Source organism: Candidatus Palauibacter sp. (assembly GCF_965216145.1).
Classification (GTDB): Bacteria; Gemmatimonadota; Gemmatimonadetes; order Palauibacterales; family Palauibacteraceae; genus Palauibacter.
In genome coordinates this window covers 3388417-3411607 of record NZ_OZ244149.1, presented here as the reverse complement: position 1 = coordinate 3411607, position 23191 = coordinate 3388417, and the positions used below count along the sequence as shown (strand labels likewise).

Here is a 23191-nt window from a genome sequence, read left to right as displayed (position 1 = left end):
GAACCTCCTGGAAGCACTCCCGACCCCGGATACATGCCGTTGGCCCCCACCCGCCGTCGACTTCAGCGAAGCCCGGCTCCGCTCGCGTGGATCGTGCCGGCATGTCTGCTCCTGACCCCCGGGCTCGCCGCGCAGACCGGGGACCCGGACGAATTGGACGTGACGTCGCTCCGGTCGAGTGTGCCGGTGCCGATCCCCCGGATTACGGGAGAGATCGACGTCGACGGGGTCGTGAACGAGGCGGCCTGGGACGCGATCGAGCCACTGCCGATGTTCATGTGGGCCCCGACCCACGGGGGCGAGATGACGGAGCGGACCGAGGTCCGGATCGCGCATGATGACGAGTACCTCTACCTGTCCGGGCGGATGTACGACTCGGACCCTGAAGGCATCCGCTCGAACACTTTCTACCGTGATGCGTTCAGCGGCGATGATCTCCTCTCGGTCGTGATCGACAGCTACAACGATTACGAGACCGGACTGTGGTTCGGTACCACACCTGCCGGCGTCCGCCAGGATCGCTCGCTCTCCAACGATGGCGTGTTCACGGGAGACGTGATGCCGTTCAACGCCGACTGGAACGCCCATTGGCACGTCCTCACCTCGCGAAACGAAGAGGGGTGGTTCGCGGAATACCGGATCCCGTTCTCCACCCTGGGATTCCAGGCGGAGGGTGACGAAGTGACGATGGGGATCATCATCTACCGCTTCATCGGCCGAAAGAACGAGCGCCACGTCTATCCGACGATCGGACGCGAATGGGGCCAGGGAGGGTTCCTCAAGCCGTCACAGGGCCAGCGGATGACGCTGCGCGGGGTCCAGCCCAAGACACCCGCATACGTGACCCCGTACGTGCTCGGGGGCCTCAGCCGAACACCGGTCCTGCGGGAGCCGTCCGCCGCCGCCTCGTTCTGGGGGACGGAGCAGGATCACACGGCCGAGCCCGGCCTGGACCTCAAGTATTCTCCGTCGTCGAATCTGGCCATCGATCTCACCGTCAACACCGACTTCGCCCAGGTGGAGGCGGACGACCAACAGGTCAACCTCACCCGGTTCTCGCTCTTCTTTCCCGAGAAGCGCCAGTTCTTCCAGGAACGCACCTCGACCTTCGACTTCGGGACCGGGGGCTTCACCGACCGTGTTTTCTTCAGTCGGCGCATCGGGCTCGAGCGGGGAGAACTCGTCCGGATATACGGGGGCGCGAGGCTGGTCGGCCGGCTCGGGGGCCTGGACTTCGGATTCCTCAACATGCAGACCGCTCCGACCGCGGGGCGATCGGGCGAAAACATGGGTGTGTTGCGGCTCAAGCAGCAGGTGTTCAATCCGTATTCGTTCGTCGGAGGGATCGTCGCGACCCGTTACGGCTCGAACGGCCAGGACAACGTCGTCTACGGGCTGGATTCTCAACTGCGTCCGTTCGGCAACGAGTACCTGACGTTGACGTGGGCGCAGAGCCTCGACGAGGAGGTCAGGGAGCGCAACACGCTCGACGCGAGTCTCATCCGCGCCCGGTGGGAGCGACGGACGGATCGCGGCATCTGGTACAATCTCTACTACCGACGCGTGGGTCCGGACTACCTGCCGCGCCTCGGTTTCCAGCTGCGGAACGACTTCACGCTGTACGGCGGCCAGTTCGCCCATACCTGGCTCCAGGGCCCCAGCGCTTCGCTCAACAGTGTCACCCTGTTGGCGATGGGCGAGAACTACCACCGCAACGCCGACCTCACGATCGAATCCCGCTCCATTCGTCCCTCGGTGTCGTTCGATTTCAAGTCGACCGCGAACATCACGGCCTACTCGAACACACAGTTCGAGGACATCCGGACACCGTTTCCGGTCGGTACGGTGTCCATCCAGCCGGGCCAATACTGGTTCCACGAGGTCGGCATCGACTGGATGCTGCCGCGCAGCACGATCTTCCGGGGCGATATCAGGACGACGGTGGGGAGCTTCTACGACGGGCGGCGCGTGGGGCTGATCTTCAACCCCACGTGGACCGTTTCCCGCTACCTGGAAGTGGTCGGCGGCTACGAGGTCAATCGGATCGAGTTCCCCGACCGGGGCGAAGAGACGACGACGCAACTCGGTCGCCTACGGCTGAATTTCGCCTTCAACACGCACCTCTCGCTCAGCACTTTCGCGCAGTACAACAACATCGACGAGCGCACGAGCATCAACGCGCGCTTCCGGTACCACTTTCGGGAAGGCACGGATCTGTGGATCGTGTACAATGAAGGGTTGAACTTCGAACGCGATCAGCGGTTTGGGCCGAGACTCCCGTGGTCGGCGGGACGGAACATCATGGTCAAGTACTCGCACACCTTCATTTGGTGAGACAGGGGCGAAGATGGCTCGCCTGAACATCGGGCGCCTGGCGGCGCTCGGCATGTGGGCGGCGCTCGCGGTCGGGGTTCCGGTGCAGGCGGCCGCGCAGAGCGGGGGGCGCGACAAGCCCTCCGTCCCCCTCACGCGGCTCGAGGGGCACGGGCACATCCACCTCGACGGCCTCGTCGACGAGCCTGCCTGGGCCGACATCGAACCCGTGCCCGTCGTCATGTATTCGCCCATCTACGGCGGGGAAGCGACGGAGCGGACGGAAATCCGGATCGCCTACGACGACCGGTATCTCTACGTTTCGGGTCGGATGTTCGACTCGGACCCCTCGGGGATCCGCGCGAACAGTTACACCCGCGACGGGTTCAGCGGAGACGACCAGTTCTCCATCGTGATCGACAGCTACAACGATCACGAGACGGCTGTCGCGTTCGTGGTGAATCCGAACGGGGCGAGATCCGACCGCACCGTGTGGAGCGACGCCGAGTTCACGGCGGGGACGAGGCCGTTCAACAGCGACTGGAACGCGCACTGGGACGGCCTCGCGCAGCCGATGGCCGAAGGGTGGTCCGCTGAGATGCGCATCCCGTTCTCGACGCTGGGGTTCCAGAATACCGGCGGGGACGTGACGATGGGGCTCATCGTCTACCGCTCCATCTCGCGCAAGAACGAGCGCCACGTCTATCCCGACATCTCGCCCGAATACGGCTTCTTCGGCTTCGGCAAACCGTCGCTCGCGCAGCGGGTCACCTTCACGAAGGTGGACCGCACGAAGCCGGTCTACGTGACGCCGTACCTGCTCGGCGGGATGACGCAGATTCCGACCCTGCTCGAGCCGCCGGCCGTACAGGCCGCGTACTGGGACACGACCGACGAGCCCACGCGGGAACCGGGCCTCGACATCAAGTACTCGCCCTCCTCGAACCTGTCCATCGACCTGACGGCGAACACGGACTTCGCCCAGGTCGAGGCGGACGACCAGCAGATCAACCTGACCCGTTTCCCGCTCTTTTTCCCGGAGAAGCGGCAGTTCTTCCAGGAGCGGTCGGCGACCTTCGATTTCGCCACCGGCGGGATCACGGACCGGGTGTTCTTCAGCCGCCGCATCGGGCTCGACCGCGGAGATCTGGTCCGTATCTATGGGGGCGCGCGCGTGGTGGGGCGGGCCGGGGGGCTCGACTTCGGGTTCCTCAACATGCAGACGGCTCCGAATTCGGGGCGGGCGGGCGAGAACATGGGGGTGCTCCGGCTCAAGCAGAAGGTGTTCAACGACAACTCATCGGTCGGCGGGATCCTGACCACCCGGGTGGACGCGAACGGCGAGCGCAACATCGCTTGGGGCGCGGACGGCGAGATCCGGCTGTTCGGGGACGAGTACCTGACGCTGAAGTGGGCCCAGACCTTCGACGACGAGGTCGTGGAGCGGAACCCGCTCGACGCGGGGGCCTTCTTCGCCCAGTTCGAACGCCGGAGGCAGCAAGGGTTCAACTACAGCGCGCAGTACCGGCGGGTGGGAGTGGACTACCTGCCGCGTCTCGGCTTCCAGCTCCGGGATGACTTCACCCTCTTCGGCGGGTCGGCCGAGTACTCCTGGTTCCTCGGCGCGGACTCGAAGATGCGCACGGTGATGATCGGGGGCAGCACGGACCACTACTACCGGAACTCGGATATCACGCCGGAGTCGCGCACCATCGCTCCGATGCTGCTCCTCGCCATGAAGTCGGGCGCCTTCATGACCCTCACCTCTCGTTCGAGCTTCGAAAGCATCCGCGAGCCGTTCCGGGTCGCGAGCCTCCAGATCAACCCCGGGGAATACTGGTTCCACGAAGCGGACCTGTCGTGGCGTCTCTCGCGGGGAGGCCTCTTGCGAGGGGAGCTCGGCGGATCTGTCGGGAGTTTCTACGACGGGCGCCGCGCGAGCCTGCAGCTGAGCCCGGCCGTCAACCTCTCGAGTCATCTCGAGCTCCGGCCCAGCTACGACATCAATCGCTTCGAATTCCCGGGCCAGAGCCCCCTGACGACCCACCTGGCGCGGATCAGGGTGGATTATTCGCTCGACACCCACCTCTCGTTCAGCGCGCTCGCTCAGTACAACTCGACCGTGGACCAGACGACCGTGAACGCGCGCTTCCGGTACCACTTCCACGAGGGCGTGGACCTGTGGGTGGTCTACAACGAGGGCTACCACATGGACCGCACGAACGGAGGCATCGACCCGCGCCTCCCGTTCTCGGCGGGGCGGGCGCTCATGGTGAAGTACTCCCACACCTTCACCTTCTAGCCCTTAGCCAGGGCCGTCCGGCTCCCGCGGCGCGCGAATCTGCGAGATCGCCCGGCGGATCCCGTCGGGGTCTTCGCCGCGTCTGCTCAGTTCACGTCCCGATTTCGGTAGCGTCGTGCGACGGGGCAATGTATCCGGGACAGGTTACTTTTTCGCGGTAAGTTTACATAATATATCTTATGCGCCATTTTCGGCCGTCGAACGTGCCCAACTCGCGATCTCGTCACCGATCCACAGAGACGGCCTCAAACCCTGCGCCCGCTTCGGATCGGAGCCGATGGAGAACAAGCGGACGCCCGTCTCCCGGACCTCGACCTCCGCGCTAAGCCAAGCCGCAGGAAGCCGAACCGAAGGGATGGAAGCTACGCGCCTCCGGCGAGCCTCGCGCCCGTTGCCAGCCGTGTACCTCGATTCGCATACTGTCGGGTCAGGTTTCGACCTTACTTCCAAAAGGGGCCAGCGATGGAGACACGACGTGGACCAAATCTCATCACGCTTGGCATCGCGGTGCTACTCGTGGCCGGATGCGTCAGGGTGCAGACAACCATGTTGCCGGGCGCCCCTCGCGCTGGCCGGGTGATCTACCCGGAGGCCGTTCACGTCTTCTTCGCCGATGACGAAATGCCGGAGGATTGCGGGCGCGTTGCCATCCTTCACGGGTCTGGAAGCGGAAATTGGACGAACGAATCGGGGATGTTGAGCAAGTTGAGGGAGGAAGCTGGAAAGTTGGGCGCGAACGCCCTTCGGCTTCAAGGAATGGAGGAGCCTTCCTCTGGCGAGCGTATCGCCAACGCATTGATTTTCGGAGCGGCCGACGGGACGCGGAGATCAGAGGCGACGGCCCTTTATTGCCCGTCTCTGATGGAGGAGCCCGGCGGATAGGCCGGGAACCGCGAATCCCTACGGTACACGTCGGAGGAAGATCGGGAGGCCCCACGGCCACGGACGAGACCCCCGATTTCTGGAGGCCAGATTGCGGCCCCGATCGGCCCGCCTATATTCCGCCTCATGTACACGCGGGAAGGTACACCGGGGAGGTTTGGACTTGCGCCGGATTCGGCGCTCCAGATGGGCGCATATGCCGCCGAATCGCCCGAAGATTCGGGACTATATCTTATATAGCTATCGCCACCACATGACCGGAACTTCTGGACCGCGCGGATCAGATGGATATCTTCTTGAAGGAAGCGTCGTCCGCTTGGCGTATGGCGGTAAGCAGAATGTCAGAATGGTCCAGGGCAGACCGTGCGTCCTGCTTCGTGACTGGTTGGTCGTACACGTAATCGCTGGTTTTTCTCATCCTCATCAGCGCGTCCCAGGTCTTCGCTATGACAGGGCCGGGGACTACGCCCATGATGATGCTCCCGACCTCCCCGTGGCGTATCTCCCGGTTTCCTGGCGCCTGAGCGGCCAGATACCGAGCCTTGGCGGCTCCGTAAGCCGCGTAGTAGGCACGCCCGACGGCCGTCCTTAGATCCGCCTCGGTCGGGAAGCGCTTGTCCTTGAGTTCCTTGGCCGTCTCGAAGAAGTCTTCTGGGCAGAAGGTGGGGCTCATTCTCCGGGGATCACCCACGTAGACAAGGCTTCGCCCTCGGCTTCGGTCAACCCCTCCCCGAGAGCTTCGTAGACCCGAGCAATGGCTTCTTTGCCGTACGAGGTTTCGGGGAGGATGATCTTCATCACGGTGAACGTGATGGAGCGGCCATCCTCGGGAACCGTGTGGGTACGCAGTTGCGAGAACTCAGCGTCCATGTCCAGCCCTCGGACGATGTCCTTCACCCTCCCCGCGACATCCTCTGAAGAAGGGGCGACATGCTCAACGGAAGGGATTGCATCCTCAGGATCCCGGAGCTCAAGTATCTGCCATTGGTCAGCCACGCGGCTGCGCGGTGTGTGTGCGAACCAAAGCCCTCGGGGGTCTGGTGTCTGGCTCTCCACGAAATAGGCCAGGGTCGGACCGTACTCACGACTGCACACGGGCTCGTCGCGGTCCGAGTCGATGACGAAGGCCGTGCCAGCCGCGTCGAAAACGAGTGGCGGTTCGGGGAACCAGCCCCTCCCTACTTCGCCCAGACGATTGACACATATGGGGTCCATCATGACGTGCCTCATGGCCAATCTCCGCGAGCGACGAGCCTAGTGAACATCAGATTGACGACAGTGCCCGCGTTTCGAACGACCTTGTACGCAGTGTAGAAGCGCTCGCAGGTCACGCGTTCGTCGATGAGTCGCGTTTGCAGCGTTATCCTCATGCTGGCGGCTTCACTACCCTCACCCAAAGGATCACCGGCGAAACTGATTTCGAGAGGACGGGAAAAGAGCTTGAGATGAAGATCCGCCAAGAAGGTCTCACGAACCGGCTCGGCTAGGTTGGCCATCAACGTCAAGTGACTCTCTGAAACCGACGTGGTATGCTGGAGCGTGAGATGCCCCACGCCGCTGCGCAGGGCTACGAGGACGCGCGGTGGTTCGGCAGTCGGAGTAGGGGTGACTACGACCGCCCACTCCCAACTCGGATCCTCGATCTCAAAGTCGGTTGCATGTAGCCCTAGTTCCTCCAGCCAACGGCCAAGCTCGTCGCGCATCGAAGATGTCACAGACCACCCTTGTCAGTGTTGGACGCAACTCCGGTGGGTTGACATACCCGCCACCGCGTACACCGTTTACACTCCGACGTTTCCGGTGTCAAGCCTTTCCTTCGCTCGTCCCCCGCTTCCCTGTCCGTCACCGCTGGTACTTCCGGTTAGGCTGACGGATCGGGACGGGGTTCGCGGGAAGATTAGATCAAGGGTAAATCACCTCGCTCACGAGCCGACGCTAGCTGAGCTGTTCATCGAGTTCCGCAGCCTCGCGCTGTAGATCGCGCATCCGGCGCTCGGCGTCACGACCCCGAAGGACCGCCCACGCCAGCTTGAACCGACGCCAGAACCCCGGCGGAGGCGGATTTACCTCGCTGACGGCCCCGGGCGGATACGGGCTGGTCAGCCGCTGGCCCGGTCGCGACGCGCCTTGACCTCGCCGAGCCGGAGGCGGTAGACGCTCGCCTCGACCGGATCTTCCTCGGCGGCCTCCTCGGCGATGGCGGCGTAGATCGTCTCGGCCTCTTCCATGCGGCCCAGCGAGGTGAGGATTCGGGCCGCCGAGGCTCGCGCCTCGCGACGCTGGAACGGGAAGCGGGCCACCTCACCCAGCCTCTGGTAGGTCGCGACGGCGGTTTCCGCGTCCCCGGACGCTTCCTGGGCGGCGGCCCGGAGGGTCTGTGCCGCGAGTCCCACCGGCTCGTCGGGCGCCGCGGAGATCTCGTTCGCCACCCGCTCGGCTTCGACCGGCTGGCCCGTGTCGAGGTATATCCGCGCGAGCAGGAGCCGGCCTTCGTCCGCGGCCTCCGCGTCGGCGAAGCGCTGGACGTACGCCTCGAGATCCGGGATCAGCATCTCGGGGCCCGTCGCGCCCAGCCGGAGGGTCGCGAGTTCGGTCGCGGCCTGCTCGCGTACGGAGGCCTGGAAGTTGACGTAGTACACGACCCCCACGACGATGATCGCGATGCCGGCCCCGCCGACGAGCACCGATCGCAGGTTCTTGGTGACCCAATCGGCGAGCCGGAATGTGGACCGGACGAAGGCATCGTCCCGGTGGCCCTGTCCCCCTGGTCCCTTTCCGCCGGCGAGTGCGTCGGCCATGCCCGTGTTCCCTCCTTGAGGTCGGTGCGTGAACGGCGTGGAAGCTATCCGGCCCGGCGAATCGCCGCTACTCGCCGCGCAGGTCGCGCGTCCGCGCGGCGCGATCGATGGCCAGCACCGCGGCCGCCCCGAGGAGCATGAGGCCCGCCGCGGGCCAGATTTCGCCGGGAGATGCGGGCCACCGGTTCTCCATGAGCCATTCGACCCGGCCCCCGCTGTGCGTGTACAGCTCGCGGACCCGGTCCTTCCACGGCCAGAGCGCGTTCAGTGACCCGAGCAGGAAGCCGGTGAGGAGGCTCAGCGTCGCCGCCCGGCGCCGCGCCAGCAGCCGTCTGAGCACGCGGCTGAAGCCGAGCAGGCCCGCGGCGACGCCGAGGGCGACGGCGAGGAGCCGTATTGCGTCGAGGCCCTGGAGGGCGCCGATCACGGGGGCGTAGGCGCCGAGGATGAGCAGGATGAAGCTGCCGGAGATGCCGGGCAGGATCATGGCGCAGGCGGCCACCGCCGCCGCCGCGGCGAGAAAGAGCGGCGCGTCGGACCTCACGAGTGGGGGAAGCGCCGTGACGGCGCCCGCGAGCACGGCCCCGGCCGCACCGAGGGCCCAGAGGCCGGCCCGGCGCTCGGCCACTCGGCGCCCGACGAGCGGAACGGACGCGGCCACCAGGCCGAAGAAGAAGGCCCACAGCTGAACGGGCCGGTTCGCGAGCAGCCAGTGCAGCACCCCGGCGAACCCGATGACGCTCGTGAGGATGCCGGCGAGCAGGACGGCCAGGAAGCCGAGGTTCGCCTGCTCCCAGGTGCCCCGCAGGCCCCGCTCGCGCAGCGTACCCGGCAGCCTGTGGTCCAGGCCCGCGATCGTCTCCACGAGCTCGTCGTAGATGCCCGAGATGAGAGCGATCGTGCCCCCGGACACGCCCGGCACGAGGTCGGCCAGCCCCATGGCCAGCCCTTTCGCATAGAGCGCCGCCCACGCCTTCACCGGCCGCGGCCTCGTCCCCCGCCCCGCCGGGTCTCCTCGATGAGCGGCACGAAGCGGACACGGGTGAGTTTCTCGTGCGAGACGTCCTCGCCCCGCCGGGTGTACCGATACAGCTCCTGCCGCCGCCCCCCCACGGGGACGATCATCCGTCCGCCCTCGGCCAGCTGTTCGAGGAGCGCGGCGGGCGGCCGCGCCGTGGCGGCACCCACGATGATGGCGTGGAACGGCGCATGTTCCGGCCATCCGAGGCTGCCGTCTCCCAGCATCAGATGGGCCTCCACCCCCACCCGGGAGAGCGCCCGCGCCGCGCCCTCGTGCAGCGACGCGATGCGTTCGATCGAGTACACCTCCGCCCCCAGCGTCGCGAGCAGCGCGGTCTGGAAGCCGGCCCCCGTCCCGACCTCGAGCACGCGCTGGCCCGCGCGAACCCCTGCGCATTCGATGCTCAGCGCATGGATCATGGGGCTGGAGATCGTCTGTCCCGCGCCGATCGGGAGCGGGATGTCCTCGTAGGCCCGGCCCCGGAGGACTTCCGGGACGAAGAGGTGCCGCGGTACGGTGTCGAAGGCGTGCAGGAGCCCGAGATCCCGCACGCCCCGGGTCCGAAGGTGCTCCACCAGGCGCCGGCGGTCGCGCTGGTATTCGGCAGTCCCTCCGCGAGCCGTCAGCTCCCCAGGCCCCACGACCTCACCTCGTTCAGCAGTTCGAAGTTCGTCAGGTCCAGGTGCAGCGGCGTCACCGACACGTAGCCGGCGCGTACGGCCCGGAAGTCCGAATCCTCCCTGCCCCGCCACGCGGAGTGTCCTCCCCCGATCCGGAAGTAGTCGTGGCCGTGCTCATCCCGGCTCCGGCGCAGGGAATCGATATACACGCGCCGCCCGAGCGCGGTGACGACGACGCCCTCCACTTCGCTCGCCGGGCGGTTCGGGAGGTTCACGTTGAGGAAGGTCTCTTCCGGAAACTCCGTCCTCCGGAGGCAGGACCGGATCAGCCCGCCGAGCAGGTCTCCGTACGTCTCGAGCACCGTCTCGTCATCGCCGGTGAACGAGAAGGCGACCGCCGGGACCCCGAGGATCGTCGCCTCCATCGCGGCCGCCACGGTGCCCGAGTAGAGGACGTCCTCGCCCATGTTCGGCCCGTGGTTGACGCCCGAGAGGACGAAGCGGGGCGGCGTCTCGAGGATCTCCTTGAGGGCTACGACCACGCAGTCGGTCGGCGTCCCGTCCACCATGTAGCGCCGATCATCGAGCCGCGTGAGGCGGAGCGGACGGTACAGCGAGAGCGCATGGCTCGTCGCGCTCTGCTCGCGGTCCGGAGCCACGGTCCACACGTCGCCGAAGGACTCCGCCACCCCCGCCAGGAGCGCGAGACCGCCCGCCTGCACGCCGTCGTCGTTCGTACACAGGAGGACGGGTCTGGCCGCGTCGGTCACCCCGCCTCGCCCTCCTCGAGCAGCGCGACCAGATCGTCCGCCTCCCGGCGCAGGTCGCGAATCGTCTCCCGGTCCCAGGCCACGCGCGCCGCCTTGGCGAGCTGTCCGCTCGTCCGCAGCTGTTCGAGCTTCCTCCGCGCGCCCTCGATCGTGTAGCGTTCCGTGTAGAGGAGGTGCCGCAGGAGCTGGACGAGCTTGATCTGCTTGCGGCGGTAGACCCGGTTTCCGGCCCGGTTCTTGGTGGGCCTCAGGATGGAGAACTGGCTCTCCCAGTAGCGGAGGACGTGCGGCTTGAGATCGGCGATCTCGCACACGTCGCCGATCGAATAGTACTCCTTCGGGGCGATGCGATCCGCCACGCTCCCCCTCTCCGGCCTCTCCGGCGCGTGCTCCCGGGCCCCCGCGTTCGGTCCCGGCGGTCAGCCCCAGCGTTCCGGCTTCGGCTCGCGCGCCATCAACCGGGCCAGCGCGGCTCGGGGCGCGACATCTTCGTACAATATCGAATATACGGCACTCGTGATCGGCATCTCCACGTCGAGCTGACGACTGAGTTCGTACGCCGCCCGCGCCGTCCGCACACCTTCGACCACCTGCTCCATCTCTCCGATGGCCTCGGACGGACGGCGGCCCGACCCGATGGCTAGGCCGGCGGAGCGATTCCGGCTCAGCCGACCCGTGCAGGTGAGGACGAGGTCGCCGAGTCCGGCGAGTCCGCCCAGCGTCGTCTCGCGCGCCCCGAAGTGTTTGGCGAGGCGCACGATCTCCGCCAGCCCGCGGTTGATGAGCGCCGCCCGCGCGTTCGACCCCAACTCGAGCCCGTCCGAGATACCCGCGCCGAGAGCGATCACGTTCTTGAGTGCGCCTCCCAACTCCACCCCGTCAACGTCCGGCTGCGTATAGACGCGGAAATAGCCGTTCCGGAACAGGCTCTGGACCGCAAGCGCGTGTGCCTCGCGCCGGCTCGCCGCGACCACGGCGGTCGGAAGCCGGCGCAGCAGTTCCTCGGCGAAGCTGGGGCCGGAGAGGACGACGGTCCGGGAGGACGCGGCATCGCCGAGCGTCTCCACGATGACCTCCGACATCCGCCGGCGCGTCCCGACCTCGATCCCCTTCGAGGCCGAGATCAGGATCTGGTCCTCCAGATGCGGAGCCGCCCGCGTGAGCACCGCCCGCACCGCGTGCGACGGGCAGACGGAGACCACGAAGCGCGTGCCGCCGAGCGCCGCCTCGAGGTCGGAGGTGATCGCGTGCGGCCGGGCGAGTTCGATCCCGGGCAGGTAGCGCTCGTTGACGCCCGCCTCGCGGATGGCGGCGGCGTGCGCCTCGTCGCGCGCCCACAGGCGAACCTCGTGGCCGTTCCGCACCAGCACGTCCGTGAGCGCCGTGCCCCAGCTTCCGGCGCCCAGCACGGTCACCACCGCGCGGCTCACGGTTCGTCCCTCCGGTCCTGCCGCCGGTCCGCCGCGCGGGGTCGCACGCGTCCGCGCCGCCAGTCGATCTGCAACTCCTCGCGACGAACGATGCGCGCGAGGTTCGCCCGGTGCGTCCACCAGACCGTCACGGCGAGCAGAATCGCGTACGAGACGACCGACCGCGGCGCCGCCGAGGCGCGCGCCATGATCGGGACGAGGCTTGCGGAGACGAGGGAGGCGACGGACGCGGTGCGGGTGAGGATCACCGTCATGACCCACACGGAGAAGGCGACGGTCACCGCCACGGGCGCCAGCGCCGCCATCGTCCCGGCCGCGGTCGCGACCCCCTTCCCTCCCTTGAACCTCGTGTACACGGGCCACACGTGTCCGGTGATGGCCGCAAGCCCGTACGCGAGCGCCCACGCCCCCGTCCTCCCGTCCCAGAGCGGAAAAAACCAGACGGGCAGAAACCCCTTGAGGAGGTCGACGAGGAGCACCACGACAGCCGGGAAGAAGCCGAGGATGCGGTATACGTTGGTGGACCCGAGGTTGCCGCTCCCCTCCCGGCGCAGATCGTAGCCGTACAGCCGCCCCACGAGGTAGCTGGTCGGGAACGCCCCCATCAGATAGGCGAAGAGCGTGAGCAGCGGGGCCGTCACGCGCGCTCCGAGCGTTGCTTCAGCTTGATCCGGATGGGAGATCCCTCGAATCCCCAGGCCTCCCGGAAGCCGGCGACGAGGTATCGCACGTAGTGCTCCTTCAGATCATGGGGGCGGTTGGACCAGAGTACGAACAGCGGCGGGGACGACGCCACCTGGCTTCCGTACAGCAGCCTCACGTCGCCACGCCCTCCCTGGGGCGGCTGGCGGCGCGCGACGAGGTCGCGCAGGACCTTGTTGACTTCGGCGGTCGGGATGCGCCGCGCACGCTCCTCCTGCGCGGCGAACGCCAGGTTCATCACCTTGCGCACGCGCTTTCCAGAGAGCGCGGAGCAGGTGATGATCGGAACCCAGCGAAGATAGTGCGCCCGCTCTCGGAGTTGGCGATCGAACCCGGCCATTGCCGACGGTCCCCGGTCCTCGATCAGGTCCCATTTGTTCGCCACGAACACGAGCCCTTTGCCGGCGTCCCAGGCCTGGTGTCCGATCCTGAAGTCCTGGTTCGCGGCACCGGCCTCGGTGTCGACGAGGAGGAGGCAGACGTCCGCGCGCTCGATCGCCGACGCCGCGCGGAGGCGGCCCAGAAACTCGAGGTCGTCCGCGATGCGCGCCTGTCTCCGGAGCCCCGCGGTGTCGATCAGACACACGCGACGGTCCCCGATCTCGAGTTCCGTGTCGATCGCGTCCCGGGTCGTCCCGGCCTCCTCGTGGACGATGACCCGATCTTCGCCCAGGAGCCGGTTGACGAAGCTCGACTTGCCCACGTTGGGGCGCCCGATGACCGCGACCCGGAGGTCGGTGCCCCCGTCTTCGGCCTCGTGGGCCTCGGGGAGCGCCTCGACCACGCGGTCGAGCAGGTCCCCCGAACCCTTGCCGCTGAGCGCCGCCAGCGGCGTGGGGTCGCCGAGGCCCAGTTCGTAGAACTCGAGATGCTCGACGGATCCCCCGAGTTCGTCCAGCTTGTTCACGCCCAGGATCACGGGCAGGCCCGAGCGGCGCAGGAGGTCGCCCACATGCCGGTCGACGGGCAACACCCCCTCCCGTCCGTCGACGACGAGGATGACCACGTCGGCATGGCCGATCGCGGTCTCCGCCTGGCGCCGTACCTCCTGGTCGATCTGCCCCCCCGGCCCTTCGACGAGCCCGCCCGTATCGACGAGCAGGAACCGGCGTCCCGCCCACTCGGCCTCCGCGAACTGCCGGTCGCGCGTCACGCCGGGGCGCTCCGCCACGATGGCCAGCCGGCGACGGAGGATCCGGTTGAACAGCGTCGACTTGCCCACGTTGGGGCGGCCCACGATGGCCACGGTCTGCAAGGCCACGGCGTCTACAGCCCGGAGAGGACGTCGACGAAATCGTGCGAGGGCTCGACCCGGCGACCGGGGAACTCGGCACGAAGGTCGGACAGGCTCATGTCATCGAGGAACAGATCGTCGTCGTTGAGCGCCTGAACGGAGAAGAGAGCGACATCGAAATCCCCGCCCTCGCGGAGCGCCTTCGCATGGTCCGCGCCCGGCAGCAGCCCCGCCGTGGTGACCATGGGCCCGTAGAGCGTGTTCTCGACCGCCACGGCGGACACCTCGGCCCCGGTCCGGCGGGCGATCCGGTCCGCGAGGCCGGCCAGCGTAGGCCCCATCGATGCGCCGGTCACCGCGACCACGCGGCAGCCGTCGAGCGGGCCGAGATCCTCGAGCCGTCCCGCCAAGCGGTCTGTCAGGCTCGAGATCGCGCCGACCCCGTTGCTCTCCAGGTCCTGGTCGTCGAAATAGGCCGCGCCCGGCGGCGCCAGCCCCGCCTGCAGGTACAGCTCGTCCGCCGCGTAGCACCACCCCTGGCCGCGTTCGGCCAGCGCCCGCTCCCGGATCGCGTCCACGGCCGCGAGTGCCGCGCGACACTCGGCGGGCTCGAGGGTGCGCCCCCCGGGCGCGGCGTTCCAGGTCGTGAGTCCCACCGGGACGATGGAGAGCGACCGGATCGCCTCCCGCCGGTCGTAGAGGTTCTCGATCGTACGCGTGAGATGGTCGCCGTCGTTCAGATCCGGGCAGAGGACGACCTGCGCGTGCACGAGGATGCCCCCGTCGGCCAGGCGGTCGAGGTCCTGATTGATGTTGGCGCTGCGGGGGTTCTTCAGCATCGCGAGCCGAATCTCCGGCTCGGTGGCGTGGACGCTCACATACAGAGGCGAGAGTCGCTGTTCGAAGATCCGGTCCCAGTCCTCGGGACGCAGGTTCGTCAGCGTGATGTAGTGGCCGTGCATGAAGGACAGCCGATAGTCGTCATCCTTCACGTACAGGGGCGCCCGAAGCTTGTCCTTCCTGGGATTCCCCTTCACGAAACAGAACGGGCAGGCGTTCGTACAGCGGCGGATCTTGTCGGGCTCGGGGATGATGCCGAGCGGCTCGTCCGGCGGCTTCTCGATCTCGAACAGGAGACGCTCGCCCGAGGGGCGCTCCGCGAGCATCTGCAGCGACGGTTCCGCCTGATGGAAGAGGAGATCGAGGCTGTCCCGGATGGGGCGGCCGTTGATCTCGAGCACGGCGAGACCGGCGGGGAGGTCGAGGTCGGCGGCGATCGAGCCCGGCTCGACTCTGGCGATTCGAATCATGATGAAGCGGTCGGAAGGTCCGGATCCCGGGGGGGCTCTCCGTCCGGTCGGTCAGCCCCCGATGGTCCCGTAGCGGAATCCGGCCAGCGGCACGTCGGAGGTGACCTCGAAGCGGAAATTCCCCGCAGCGGCGTCCGTCGTCTGCGTATGGGTCATCGCGACCTGCCCGTTCGCGTCCAGGAACTCGAACGGGATCTGCAGCGTGCCGCTCGCCGTGCGCGCCGTGAAGTCGACCTGCACGACGTAACTCCCGCCCGACGTGGCGGCCATCTGGGCGAAGGTGAACGAGAGCGCGGCCGCCTCACCCTCCGCCATGACCGCCATCGCCTGATCGTTCATGTCTGCGCGACCCAGGGCCGTGGCGTGAAGCTGGAACGCAAGCTGATCGTAGGGATACCACGTGGTCAGGGTGTCGGCGAGGGGGATGACCGGCCCCGGACGTCCGGCCTGGGTGGAGGCGTTGACGTAGTTCTCCATCGCCTCCTTGTTGTAGGGATTCCCCTGGCGCGCGTTTCCGAACGCGGTCGTCGCGTCCTCGAAGTTCTGCGCCTCGTAGACCCCGACCCCGACCTCGAGCCACTGGTCGTAGCTGAGATCCGTGCGTCCGAGGATGTCCGCGTAGATGGCCGCCGCCTCGTCGGCCCGGTCCTGATCCGCGAGCACGCCCGCGTACCGGATCCGGATCACGACATCGTCCGGGTTCTCGGCGAGATATGCGCCGTAGGTGTCCGCGGCTTCATCGCCACGGCCCTCGGCCATCAGGAGGTCACCGAGCCCGCGCACGGCGTCCCGCATCTGCTCGGCGTCGACCTCGGCCATGTCCGTCGCGAGTGCGGTGCGATACGTCTCGATCGCGGCATCGGTCGCCCCGGTCTGCGCCTGCAGGCCCGCGGCCATGTTGTACGTTCGCATGTCAGGCCGCAGCTCGTTCGCGAGCATGAACGCCTCGATCGCGGCCTCCGTGTCGGAGGCGCTGTAGGCGTTCACCCCCCGGTTGTAGAGCCGCACCCAGCCGTTGTAGCGCTGGTTCTCCCCGTGCACCATGCACTCGGGTGGCGCGAGTTCGTCGAAACGGTCCAGAAGCCCCGTTGCTTCCGCGAAGTCGTCGAGGCCCATCTGCACCTGGGCCCCCATCAGGAAGACGACGGGGTTGTCGCTGTCGAGGTCGTCCTCGAGGCCCGCCCAGGCCTCGGTGAAGGCGGTGAGGCTGTCCGCAGCGGTCGCCGTTTCGAGATCCTGCATCGCCTCCGACGCGCGGCTCGCCGAATCGCTCGGATCGAACTGGCATTCCTGCTCCTGCCCGAACAACGCCGCAGGTAGGACGCCGAGTACGAGGACCGCCGTGGCCGCCGTCTTCGCGTCTGCATGCACCGTGTTGAACATCGCTCTGAACCCCTGTTGGTTGTGTGACCTGTCCGACTGTCCAAGATAGCCGGAATACCGCCCCCGCGCACGAACGCCCGACCAGGGCTCCGCTCAATAGGTCAGCAGGTGCGCGGTGTTGAAGAGGACGACGGTTTCTCCGTCCCTCAACTCCCCCGAGCGCCGGAGTTCCCGTGCGGCCGCAAGGGTTGCTCCTCCTTCGATACACGCCCCCACGCCGGCCGCGCCAAGCTCGAGTGCCGCGGTCATCATGGCTTCGTCCGGGACGGCGACCGCGCCGCCCTCCGACTCGCGCAGCGCCTCGAGGATGAGGAAGTCTCCGAGCGCCCCGGGGACCCGGAGGCCCCAGGCCTCGGTCGACGCGTCCCGCCACGGCTCCGCATGGGTCGCGCCCGCCGCGTGCGCCCGCACGATCGGGGCGCAGCCCGAGCCCTGTACCGCGTACAGTCTCGTGCCGCCCTCGATGAGCCCCAGTTCGCGGAGTTCGGAGAGCGTCTTGTGGCTCCCGATCAGGCCGGTGCCGCCGCCGGTCGGGTAGACGATCGCGTCGGGCGGCCGCCAGCCCAGCGACTCGACGATCTCGAGCATCATCGTCTTCTTGCCCTCGATCCGGTACGGCTCCTTGAGGGTGGAGATGTTGAACGCCCCGGTCTCTGCGGCATACTCGGCGGACAGGCGGCCGCACTCGTCGATCAGCCCGTCGACCCGCGTCGTCTCGGCCCCGTAGTGCTCGCAGCGCCGGGCGACGCCCTCCGGCGTGTCCTCGGGGATGAAGAGACGGGCGGACGCGCCGGCCCGCGCCGCGTAGGCCGCGAGCGCCGCGCCGGCGTTCCCCGCGCTCGGGATCACGAAGTCCGTCGCGCCCTCGTGCACGGCGCGCGTGATCGCGGCGCACAGGCCCCGGTCCTTGAAGCTGCCGGTCGGATTCAGGCCCTCGTCCTTGACGAGGAGCGTCATGTCCTCGAACTCGCCGCCGAGCCGGAGTTCGAGCAGTGGCGTACCCCCCTCGCCGAGCGTCACCGGTTCTTCGTCGGGGTCGAGCGGCATGATCTCGCGGTAGCGCCACATCCCGGCCGGGCGCGCGGCCCACGCGCGCCGGAGGGCTTCACCGTCGAGGTCCGCGAGGTCGTACCGTGCCAGCAGGGGTTTCCCGCAGTCGGGGCAGACCGTGGCCAATGGCCGGGCGGCCGGCCGCCCGCAGGCACCGCATTCGAGGCGCCAGCTCATACGCTCGTCTCCTTGTCGTTGCTTCCGTTGTTGTGTCCGCCGTGGCTCGTGTCGAACTCGGTGGCGGCCCCGGGCGCCGCCGCGTCCAGGCGTTCCAGCGTCCGCTCCCGTCCGAGGGCGTACGCGACCTCCCCCAGGTCGGGGCCGTGAGGCTGCCCGGTCAGGGCGACCCTAACGGGCGGGAAGAAGGCCCGCCCGGGCAGCCCGGCCTCCCGCATCGCTCCGCGGAGCGTCCGGGCGAGGGGCTCGGGTCGCCACGCCGTCTCTTCCCAGGCGGCCCGGGCGAAGCGAATCGCGGCCCCCGCCTCCGGGGCCGAGAGCACCTGCCGCGCGGCCGCCCCGCCGAGCGGCGGCGCGCGGAAGATCGGCTCGACCTCCGACGAGGCGTCGGTCACAAGTCGCGTGCGTTTGGCGAATACCTCCGCGGCGCGGCGGAGGTCGGCGTCGGTCAGGCCCAATCCCTCCGCGTCGAGCTGTCCGGCCCAGCGCCGGGCCAGCCGCTCGGGCGGCTCCGCCCTCAGGTGCCGCCCCGACAGCCAGGCCATCTTCTCCTCGTCCACCTCGCTGTCCGCCGCCCCCAGCCGGTCGAGATCGATCCGCTCGACGAGCGCCCCCCGGCTCAGGAACTCCTCCCCGTCCTCCGACGACCAGGAAAGCAGCGAGAGATAGTTCAGGATTGCGTCCGGATGGAAGCCCCGCTCGCGGTAGTCGAGGACGCCGGCCGCCCCGCGTCGCTTGGAGAGCTTCCCTCCCCCGGGGGCGAGGACGGTCGGGATGTGGACGAACTCCGGCGGTTCCACGCCGAAGGCCCGGTACAGGAGGACCTGTTTGGGGGTGTTCGAGAGGTGTCCCACGCCACGGATCACATGGCTGATCTCCATCGCGATGTCGTCCACCGCGACGGCGAAGTTGTAGGTGGGCCGACCGTCGCTCCGTACGAGCACCATGTCGCCCAGATCGTCTCCATCGATGGCGAGCGTGCCCTTGAGGAAGTCGTCGAACGCGACCGGACCCGACGCCACGCGGAGGCGGATTGCCGGCGTGCGCCCCGCGGCCTCGTAGCGGCGCGCCTCGTCCGCCGGGAGGTCGCGGCAGCGCGCGTCGCGGCCGGTGGGTTCTCCCGCGGCGATCGCCGCCTCCCGACGGGCTTCCAGTTCGTCCGGTGCACAGTAGCAGCGGAAGGCGCGGCCTGACTCGATCAGTTCCCGCGCCCGTTCGCGGTGCAGCGCCCCGCGCTCCGACTGCCGGTACGGCCCGAACGGCCCGCCCTCGCGGGGCCCCTCGTCGGGCCGGAGTCCGAGCCAGTCGAGTGCCTCGTAGATCATCGCTTCCCCGTCGCGGACGCCGCGCTCGGTATCCGTATCCTCCAGACGGAGCACGAAGGCGCCCCCGTGGCGGCGTGCGAACAGCCAGTTCAGGATCGCGGTGCGCGCGTTGCCGAGGTGGAGCGCCCCCGTCGGACTCGGGGCGAAACGTGTGCGCATGGGGGCCGTCATGCGGCCGGTTCCTCCGGGTCGAAGCCATCACAGCGAAGTACGGGCAGTCGGGGATAGCGCGGGAATCTCGGGTCGCGACGCGAGAGCCGACAGAGGAGGAAGGACGCCCCGCGATCGCTCGTGATCCAGCGCCGATGCCGGCACGCGGCGCAGAGGCCGGCGGGCGGCCGCCCCCGCATCAGAAGGGCCCTGCCCGGGAGCCCTCACCGGACCCGGAGTCGCTCGTGGAACCCGACGCGTCGCCCGACTTGTAGCCCGGTTCCGTCTCGTCGGGACGGAGGGAGGAGAGGATCGAGGCCGCGGTCGCCCGCCCGATCCCGGGCGTGCGGGTGAGTTGTGCCACCGTGGCGCGGCGGATGATGTCGAGACTCCCGAAGCGCTCTAGCAGTAGTTGTTCGCGCGCCGGCCCCACGCCCGGGATCTCGCCCAGCCGCGAGCGCAGCGCGCGCCGGCGGCGGAGCGTGCGGTTGTATTGGAGCGCGAAGCGGTGCGCCTCGTCACGTGCCCGCTGCAGCCAGTGCAGGCCCGGATCCGTGCGCGGGAGGCGCAGCGGGAGCGCCGACTCCGGCCGGAACACCTCTTCCTCGCGCTTGGCCAGTGCCACGGTGGGGAGGTCCGACACCCCGGCCGCGTCCATCGCCTGGCGGGCCGCCGACAGCTGTCCCCTGCCCCCGTCCACCACCACCAGGTCCGGAAGGGGGTGACCCTCGCGCACGCGCCGGTCGAAGTAGCGCGAGACGATCTCCTGCATCATCGCGTAGTCGTCCGGTTTCCCGTCCTCCGATTCCCGGATCCGGAATCTGCGGTATTCGTCCTTGTGCGGGCGTCCGTCGCTGAGCCACACGCAGCTGCCCACCGATTCCCGTCCCGCCAGCGTCGACACGTCGAAGCAGACGATCTCCCGCGCCGGCTGTCCCAGTTCCAGCGCCTCCCCGAGACGGGCCGCGGCGGGCGGCACGCCCCCCGCTCCGCGGTCCGCCGCCGGCTCTTCCTCGCGCTCGCTCCGATCCCGGGCGAGCACGTGTGCCGCGTTGCGGTTCGCGGCCCGGGTCAGCTCCCGCTTCGGTCCCCGTACGGGGACCCGAACGCGGAAGCGGCGGTCGGCGAGCCCCGACAGGTATTCCTCCACGAGATCCTGTTCCTCGAAGGGCTCCGGGACCAGCAGCTCGGAGGGGACATCGTCCGCGTGCCGAAGGTAGAAGCCTTTGACGAGCGCCCCGAGCACGGCGTCATCCGCCTCCTCGCCCACGTTGCCCAGGTAGTGGATCCTCCGGCCGACGAGGCGCCCCTCGCGCACCCGCAGCACGATCCCGCACACCGACCCGCCCTCGTCTTCGCGCGCGAAGCCGATCACGTCGTGGCTCCCGCCCCGCGGATCGATCGCCGTCTGGCGGCTCTCGAGCTGGTCGAGTCCGCGCAGGACATCCCTCGATTCGGCCGCCCGTTCGTACTCCATCGCATCGGCGGCCTCCGCCATCCTCCGCTCCACGGAGCGTCGGACCACGCCCGTCCGTCCTCCCAGGATCTCGAGGATCTCGTCGATCATGCCGCGGTAGTCCGCCTCGGATTGCAGGCCCGCGCACGGAGCCTTGCAGCGTCCGATGTGGTAGTCGAGACAGGGACGCGGCGGCAGCTCCTCCGGCATTCGGTAATGGCACGAGCGCACGGTGTACATCTTCTTGATCGTGCGCAGGGCGCGGCGCATCGCCCCCACGTCCGTGAAGGGGCCCAGGTAGCGCGACCCGTCGTCGTCGAGCCGGCGTGTCACGAAGATGCGGGGAAAGGGCTCGGTCACCGTGATCTTTATGTACGGATAGCTCTTGTCGTCGCGGAGCTGGATGTTGAAGCGCGGTCCGAACTCGCGGATGAGGTTCCATTCGAGGAGGAGCGCCTCGGCTTCCGAGCGCACCGGGAAGGTCTCGATGCTGTCGATCTCCCGCACGAGACGGACGAGCTTCACGGAACGGCTCGCCTCCGCCCCGAAGTAGGAGGCGACCCGCGCGCGGAGCGACTTCGCCTTGCCCACGTAGAGCACCTCGCCGGCCGCATCCCGAAACAGATACACGCCGGGCTCGCGGGGGAGCGCCCGCGCCTGCTCGCGCAACGCGTCGAGGTTCGTCCGGCTCGGCCGCCCCGCCCGGCTCACGCATCCCCCCGGACGGTCCGGAGCGTCCTCGGGAGGCCCGCCACGGACACGTAACAGAGCCCCCCCCCCGCCAAGGCGATGGCGAGCATGAGGGCGTGGCCGAGGAAACCGTCCGGCAGCGCGGCCTCGAGCCAGACGCGCAGGAGCCACGCCGCCCCCCCCGCGAGAAGGGCGCCGAGCCCCATGCGGACCAGCGAGCCCCGTACGGGAGCGAGCCAGCCCCCCCCGCCGCGCCGTCCCAGCCCGCGGGTCAGGAGGGCGAGGTTGATCCACGCGCCCACGGAGCCCCCGAACACGATGCCGGCCGCGGCGCGAAGCCCGAAGCCGCGCGCGTCGAGCCACAGGGCTGCGGTCGCGCCGACCGCGATACCGAGAACGACCCCCGTCGCGGCGTACTTCACCGGGGTGCGCGTGTCCTGGAGGGCGTGGAACGCGCTCGCGAACAGCTTCGTGAGGCTCGTGGCCACGAGGCCCAGCGCGTACGCGCCCAGGATCCAGTGCACGACCGGCACGTGTTCGGCGGCGAAGTCCCCCCGCTGATAGATGAGGGATATCGCGAGGTCGCCCAGAAGGAGGAGGACGACGACGGACGGGAAGATGAACCAGGCCACGCGCCGCACCCCGGTCGCGAGGTGGGAGCGCAGTGCCTCGACGTCCCGTTCGCGGGACATCGAGGGCAGCGCCGCCACCGCGACCGAGGCGCCGAACAGCGCCAGCGGCAGGAGCGCGATCCGCTGGGCGTAGTAGATGCCGGACAACGCGCCCTCGATGAGCAGGCTGGCGAGGAAAACGTCCGTCAGGCTCGAGATCTGGAAGATGCCCTGCCCCGCGGCGACGGGAACGGCGTTGCGCGCGACGCGGCCCGTGGGCTCGAAGCCGCGGTCGATGCGCGGACGCAGCGTCCCGAGCAGGCGGCGCACGGCGGGCAGCTGCACGCCCACCTGCAGCCCGCTGCCGATCAAGGTGGACCAGGCGAGCACCTCGATGAGCGGCGCCCACCCCAGTCGCGCCCCGAGCAGGAGGCCGACGATCTGCGACAGATTCCAGACCACGGGCGCGACGAAGGGGAGGAAGAAGCGGCGGTGGCTCGTCAGGATGCCGAGGCACCAGGCGCCGACGATCATCACGCCCGACATGGGGAAGAGGATGCGGACGAGCCGTGCCGTGTCGGCGCTGAGTTCCGCATCGAAGCCAGGTGCGAAGAGCGCCACGAGCCACGGCGCGGCGGCGGTCGCCGCGGCGACCACGAGCGCGGTCAGGGCGAGAAGTCGGCCCAGCACGCCCTGGGCGAGCCTCCGGGCCGACGCCGCATCGCCTCGCTCGAGCTGCGAGGAGAACACGGGCACGAAGGAGGCGGACAACGCTCCCTCGCTCAGGAGGTTCCGAAAGGCGTTCGGGATCTTGAGCGCGGCGCCGTAGGCGTCCATGGCGCCGCCCAGCCCGAACGCGGCGGCGATGATGACGTCGCGCAGGAATCCGGAGATGCGGCTGGCCAGTATGCCGGCGCCGACGAGCGCCGCCGACCGGCCCTGCCCAGGCGCCTTTGCGTCCGTCAGG

At 68.7% G+C, this 23191-nt stretch carries 19 protein-coding genes; 2 read left to right on the top strand and 17 right to left on the bottom strand.

Going from position 1 to position 23191, the window contains the following annotated elements; translation table 11 throughout:
• Positions 1–39 precede the first annotated feature (39 nt).
• Together ACOOHF_RS14625 and ACOOHF_RS14620 are read left to right on the top strand one after the other, a co-directional pair.
• On the top strand, positions 40–2334 hold the full coding sequence (locus ACOOHF_RS14625; protein WP_420462223.1) for a DUF5916 domain-containing protein: 2295 nt from the start codon (positions 40–42) through the stop codon (positions 2332–2334).
• A 13-nt stretch (positions 2335–2347) separates the two neighbouring features.
• A complete protein-coding gene (locus ACOOHF_RS14620; protein ID WP_420462222.1) occupies positions 2348–4615 on the top strand; it encodes a DUF5916 domain-containing protein in 2268 nt (755 codons plus the stop codon).
• A 1162-nt stretch (positions 4616–5777) separates the two neighbouring features.
• On the opposite strand, the gene ACOOHF_RS14615 is transcribed toward ACOOHF_RS14620, so the two are convergent.
• The 17 genes from ACOOHF_RS14615 to murJ form a co-directional block, all read right to left on the bottom strand.
• Positions 5778–6170, bottom strand: a complete 393-nt coding sequence (locus tag ACOOHF_RS14615; protein WP_419941679.1) for a hypothetical protein — start codon at positions 6168–6170, stop codon at positions 5778–5780.
• The gene (locus ACOOHF_RS14610) at positions 6167–6727 is read right to left on the bottom strand and encodes a hypothetical protein (protein WP_420462221.1); all 561 of its coding nucleotides are present in this window, start codon (positions 6725–6727) and stop codon (positions 6167–6169) included. The genes ACOOHF_RS14615 and ACOOHF_RS14610 overlap by 4 nt, the downstream gene beginning before the upstream one ends.
• Positions 6724–7200 (bottom strand): DUF2299 family protein, encoded by a 477-nt coding sequence (locus tag ACOOHF_RS14605; protein ID WP_419941681.1) that lies wholly within the window; start codon positions 7198–7200, stop codon positions 6724–6726. The genes ACOOHF_RS14610 and ACOOHF_RS14605 overlap by 4 nt, the downstream gene beginning before the upstream one ends.
• 396 nt (positions 7201–7596) lie before the next feature.
• Positions 7597–8295, bottom strand: a complete 699-nt coding sequence (locus ACOOHF_RS14600) for a tetratricopeptide repeat protein (RefSeq protein ID WP_420462220.1) — start codon at positions 8293–8295, stop codon at positions 7597–7599.
• Positions 8296–8362: 67 nt separating this feature from the next.
• Positions 8363–9274, bottom strand: a complete 912-nt coding sequence (locus ACOOHF_RS14595; RefSeq protein WP_420462219.1) for a DUF368 domain-containing protein — start codon at positions 9272–9274, stop codon at positions 8363–8365.
• Complete coding sequence (locus tag ACOOHF_RS14590) at positions 9271–9957, bottom strand: protein-L-isoaspartate(D-aspartate) O-methyltransferase (RefSeq protein WP_420462218.1); 687 nt, start codon at positions 9955–9957, stop codon at positions 9271–9273. Before ACOOHF_RS14590 ends, ACOOHF_RS14595 begins: the two co-directional genes overlap by 4 nt.
• Complete coding sequence (surE, locus tag ACOOHF_RS14585) at positions 9939–10706, bottom strand: 5'/3'-nucleotidase SurE (protein ID WP_420462217.1); 768 nt, start codon at positions 10704–10706, stop codon at positions 9939–9941. The genes ACOOHF_RS14590 and surE overlap by 19 nt, the downstream gene beginning before the upstream one ends.
• Complete coding sequence (locus ACOOHF_RS14580) at positions 10703–11065, bottom strand: MerR family transcriptional regulator (RefSeq protein ID WP_420462216.1); 363 nt, start codon at positions 11063–11065, stop codon at positions 10703–10705. The genes surE and ACOOHF_RS14580 overlap by 4 nt, the downstream gene beginning before the upstream one ends.
• Positions 11066–11125: 60 nt before the next feature.
• A complete protein-coding gene (locus ACOOHF_RS14575) occupies positions 11126–12136 on the bottom strand; it encodes an NAD(P)H-dependent glycerol-3-phosphate dehydrogenase (protein WP_419935551.1) in 1011 nt (336 codons plus the stop codon).
• On the bottom strand, positions 12133–12777 hold the full coding sequence (plsY, locus tag ACOOHF_RS14570) for a glycerol-3-phosphate 1-O-acyltransferase PlsY (RefSeq protein WP_420462215.1): 645 nt from the start codon (positions 12775–12777) through the stop codon (positions 12133–12135). Before plsY ends, ACOOHF_RS14575 begins: the two co-directional genes overlap by 4 nt.
• On the bottom strand, positions 12774–14099 hold the full coding sequence (der, locus tag ACOOHF_RS14565; protein WP_420462214.1) for a ribosome biogenesis GTPase Der: 1326 nt from the start codon (positions 14097–14099) through the stop codon (positions 12774–12776). The genes plsY and der overlap by 4 nt, the downstream gene beginning before the upstream one ends.
• Before the next feature lie 5 nt (positions 14100–14104).
• Positions 14105–15382, bottom strand: coding sequence for a DUF512 domain-containing protein (locus ACOOHF_RS14560; RefSeq protein WP_420462213.1), 1278 nt, complete (start codon positions 15380–15382; stop codon positions 14105–14107).
• Between the two features lie 51 nt (positions 15383–15433).
• Positions 15434–16753, bottom strand: a complete 1320-nt coding sequence (locus ACOOHF_RS14555) for a tetratricopeptide repeat protein (RefSeq protein WP_420462212.1) — start codon at positions 16751–16753, stop codon at positions 15434–15436.
• Between the two features lie 105 nt (positions 16754–16858).
• The gene (locus tag ACOOHF_RS14550; RefSeq protein WP_420462211.1) at positions 16859–17992 is read right to left on the bottom strand and encodes a threonine synthase; all 1134 of its coding nucleotides are present in this window, start codon (positions 17990–17992) and stop codon (positions 16859–16861) included.
• Positions 17989–19488, bottom strand: a complete 1500-nt coding sequence (gene gltX / locus ACOOHF_RS14545; protein WP_420462210.1) for a glutamate--tRNA ligase — start codon at positions 19486–19488, stop codon at positions 17989–17991. Before gltX ends, ACOOHF_RS14550 begins: the two co-directional genes overlap by 4 nt.
• Positions 19489–19666: 178 nt before the next feature.
• Positions 19667–21634, bottom strand: a complete 1968-nt coding sequence (uvrC, locus tag ACOOHF_RS14540; protein WP_420462209.1) for an excinuclease ABC subunit UvrC — start codon at positions 21632–21634, stop codon at positions 19667–19669.
• The gene (gene murJ / locus ACOOHF_RS14535; RefSeq protein WP_420464380.1) at positions 21631–23190 is read right to left on the bottom strand and encodes a murein biosynthesis integral membrane protein MurJ; all 1560 of its coding nucleotides are present in this window, start codon (positions 23188–23190) and stop codon (positions 21631–21633) included. Before murJ ends, uvrC begins: the two co-directional genes overlap by 4 nt.
• Between the last annotated feature and the right edge of the window lies 1 nt (position 23191).